The organism is Pseudovibrio sp. W74, assembly GCF_001623085.1.
Lineage (GTDB): Bacteria > Pseudomonadota > Alphaproteobacteria > Rhizobiales > Stappiaceae > Pseudovibrio.
Genome location: NZ_LMCJ01000029.1, coordinates 1 through 3,243, shown reverse-complemented (window position 1 = coordinate 3,243; position 3,243 = coordinate 1). Strand labels below are relative to the sequence as shown.

Here is a 3,243-nt window from a genome sequence, read left to right as displayed (position 1 = left end):
TTTGGAAATCATCATGCCTGACACGCTGTCAGGGTATTCATGAACACCTATTGTCTTATGAAAATGTTTAAGCGGAGACTGGGTTAAGACAGTCCCGTCTTTGTTGATAATGAGATCACAAACGGGCAGGTTTGCGTTAATTGACCGACTTACCCGCGTAATATTGTTCGGCATCTCACCGCAGACGAGATAGGTCAGAAACGCGGTCAGTTCGCAATGGTCGGTGAGGTTTGCTGCTGCTTCAAGTGGCTCAATCTGGTATTTTTCAAAGCCAGAGAGCAACGTTTTAGTGTTCTTGCTCAGCCCCTCATAAGTCTTGGCCTCCACCACCACAAACCAGTGCATGGAGTAGGCCCGTTTATAGAGTTCCTTTTCCGCGTTACCGATCTCGCGCAAGGCTGGTGACGGCCATTCAGCATCAAAAGAGATATCTTTAAGGCGCTTGACGGCTACAAATCGGAAAGTACATCCAGTTGCACCAATTTGATGCAGGATGTTGGTGCGCTGATTGGCAAGCGAAGACAGCTCGTCAAAGTTCATGGTGTCGTAAGACATGCCGCGCAGACGAAACACACGAAACAGTGTGCCATCCTTCATGACTACGGTTGAGCGGTCTTCCAGTAAGTGGTCAAAGTCCAGCTCATCTGCCAGCCAGTCTTGTTCAAACTCACCACCATCATTGGCCCGCAGCAGTTTGTTGGCGTACATGGCTGCGCCACCAGCAACGCCCAATGTTGCAACAGTTGAAAGAATGATGCTCATTTTCCCTTGCCTTTTTTCGCCTTAGCCGTAGAGCCGCCAGCCACAAGGCAGCGCTCTTTCTTGCCTTTGAAGAAGGTGTGAGGCAGCAGCAGTGTCGCCTCACAATGAGCGTCCTTACGCCGAAGTGTGATCGTGAACACCAGAGCAGGAGGAATGGCAAAAATGCAGAGCAGCATGACAACCGGCGGATCAATCACCAAGGTTAAGATAGCGCCCACAAAGAACACTCCACCCAACGCAAACGCCGCAAACAAGGGCGGCATGCCAAAGATGGTTGAGGGAGATTGTAGATGCCGATAAACGCCGTTCTGCACTCGCATACCACTCTCCCTAGGCTAGATTAACAAGGGCGCGGATAGCCGTTGGGGCGGCTACAATGATGATAGCTGCGATGACGTAGTTGACCAGTCTCTCCCAGCGCATGCTGCCAAACATGGCCGAGTAAGCACCGAAGGCCACAACACCAAGTCCGACGACGACAGCACCGATCTGAACCATGCCGCTTTCAAGGAAGCCAAAGGTTGTGACAACTGGGCTCGCCCACTCAGCACCTGCGTAAGCTATGGCTGGATTCAGGAGCAGAACAGCGAAGAGAAAGAGTTTGACCTCACGGGTGAGGAGCGTCTTGGAATTTCGAGATGAAAGCATGACAAACCTATTTGATCATGATGAGATAGAAAGCCCCAACGGCGAACCAGTTGAGAGCGGTTAGGAGAACAAAAGGCCACTTAAGGCCTCTGACTTTGGATGTGAGGGTTCCAAGTTCTGAGGAGAACTGAGCTTGCTGCTTCAGCAGATTTTCAACGGAGCTGGCTTCTGCGTCCTGACGCAATTGCCCGAGAGTTGAGCTCAGACCGGAAAGCTCACTCTGCAAGCTTTCAGAAAGCGTCTTTGCCACCTCAGGCAGCAACGCTTTGAGCTTTTCACGCTCTTCGCCTTGCTGTGAGTTGGTGTCCTCAAGCAGGTTCAGCAGATCCTCAACAAGCACACCAAACATTGTATGGAGTAACCAGATCGGATCGTCAGAGCCCACGCTGCGCCCGTTATGCTTCTTGGCGATGAGTGCCTGAACGTCTTCAAGGGTTGAGATCTGCAGATCTTTAGCATCTGGCTCGCTCTCATCCATGAAATCGAAATTTGGCTGGCTGTCATCATTTGCAGCTGAAGCTTCAGTGGTCATCACATCCTCACTTCAGGCTTACAAATTCATGGTTTCAAGCTGGGAAAACACATCGTTTTGAACCATCTTGAGACGTTGGCGAGACATAAGCCCGAAGGCCTCGTCATTGATTGCTTCGCTGAAGGTCTTCCTTTTTTCGATCATTTGCTGAATGTCGAAGTTGAAAGAGCTTCCAGTACGCTGTTTGAGCGTAGGCACTGCGTAAATGCGTTCAATGTTGTCCTTGAAGACCTTCATCTCTTCGAAGGGTTTGTCGTTCTTCGCTGCAAGACCGGAGTATTCATTCTTCCAGATGATAATCTTCTGCTTGGGGAACACCTTGAAGATCTTCTCGACACAGGAGATTGTTGCATCAATCGCCCCTCCCCCACTGACAACCGTGTGAATGGCAACTTCACATTCGCTCTCGTGCAGCAGATCCAGCACACCGTTTTCGTCCAGATACTTGAGCATCGGTAAGAAGGTGGTTGCACCGGTGTCGATGACGAAGTGCGTTTCGTCCTCAGCTTCCAAAATGCCTTCAACGATCTGATCAAAGCTGCGATGATCGATCTCTCCGTTATCCATCATGCGGATAAGGTTACAATTGAGGGCTTTGTAAGAATGCAATGTGGGATTTACTGGGTCCGTATCAATTGCAATCAGTTTTCTTTCTTTGTGTCTTAAGAACTCTGAAAGACAAAGCGATACGAAACTCTTACCGGCTCCGCCTTTTCCTTGCAGGACTATATTTACGTACTTCATGATTACTCAATTCAGCTAGTCGTAGTTGGGAATTTCGTCGGCCATTTGGAACCGGCCATTGCCTTCAGGTTGCGATGTCAGGAGCGGGCCTTTTGTTGGAGACGCCCGCTCCTGCTCTGCTTGGGGTGGGGGTGCAATGGCACCTCCTGAAGGCGAATTAGGCCTAGGGTTCAAAGCCTTAGCCGCACATTTATAGAAGGTTTGTATCGACATAGTGATCTTTCCTTTTTGGGAAAGGGCCTCAAAGATCCTACGTTTAGATACACCTCTCCCGATCTCAGCCTCGACATGCGCACGCACAAGTTGAAACTCAGTTCGGGCATCTCCCCACGGAAGTGCCATTGCTCGTTTACCCGCGCATCACGCGGGTATCCCTGATGTTTAATATTTGGATAAAGGGCTTAGACACAGTTCGACTCATCGCATTCCATGCGGAAATGCGTTAAGTCTCACGCCATTCGAGACATGAGAGATGACTGCGACTAAAATTAGAAGTTGTAGTTCTCCTTATGCGAGTGCCAAGACTGTTTTGGTACTTGCTAGGCCCCGGTGGTTAT

At 49.9% G+C, this 3,243-nt stretch carries 4 protein-coding genes and 1 pseudogene; all 5 read right to left on the bottom strand.

Annotation, left to right across the window (positions count from 1 at the left end):
* A pseudogene (locus tag PsW74_RS18870) lies at nt 1-762 on the bottom strand (type IV secretion system protein B4); the annotation flags it as partial.
* Nucleotides 759-1,082: a hypothetical protein gene (locus PsW74_RS18865; RefSeq protein WP_063289864.1), complete on the bottom strand. Its 324-nt coding sequence runs from the start codon at nt 1,080-1,082 to the stop codon at nt 759-761. The gene PsW74_RS18865 and the pseudogene PsW74_RS18870, both read right to left, overlap by 4 nt.
* Nucleotides 1,083-1,092: 10 nt before the next feature.
* Entirely contained in the window at nt 1,093-1,410 is a 318-nt protein-coding gene (locus PsW74_RS18860; protein ID WP_063289865.1) for a TrbC/VirB2 family protein, read from the bottom strand.
* A gap of 7 nt (nt 1,411-1,417) precedes the next feature.
* Nucleotides 1,418-1,942, bottom strand: coding sequence for a hypothetical protein (locus tag PsW74_RS18855; RefSeq protein ID WP_063289866.1), 525 nt, complete (start codon nt 1,940-1,942; stop codon nt 1,418-1,420).
* 18 nt (nt 1,943-1,960) lie between these two features.
* Nucleotides 1,961-2,686: a conjugal transfer protein TraL gene (locus PsW74_RS18850; RefSeq protein ID WP_153042445.1), complete on the bottom strand. Its 726-nt coding sequence runs from the start codon at nt 2,684-2,686 to the stop codon at nt 1,961-1,963.
* Nucleotides 2,687-3,243: the final 557 nt, after the last annotated feature.

Excerpts from the sequence above, each read along its gene's own strand:
- PsW74_RS18855 (WP_063289866.1), bottom strand. The coding sequence starts at position 1,942 with ATGACCACTGAAGCTTCAGCTGCAAATGATGACAGCCAGCCAAATTTC.
- PsW74_RS18850 (WP_153042445.1), bottom strand. The coding sequence starts at position 2,686 with ATGAAGTACGTAAATATAGTCCTGCAAGGAAAAGGCGGAGCCGGTAAG.
- PsW74_RS18865 (WP_063289864.1), bottom strand. The coding sequence starts at position 1,082 with ATGCGAGTGCAGAACGGCGTTTATCGGCATCTACAATCTCCCTCAACC.
- PsW74_RS18860 (WP_063289865.1), bottom strand. The coding sequence starts at position 1,410 with ATGCTTTCATCTCGAAATTCCAAGACGCTCCTCACCCGTGAGGTCAAA.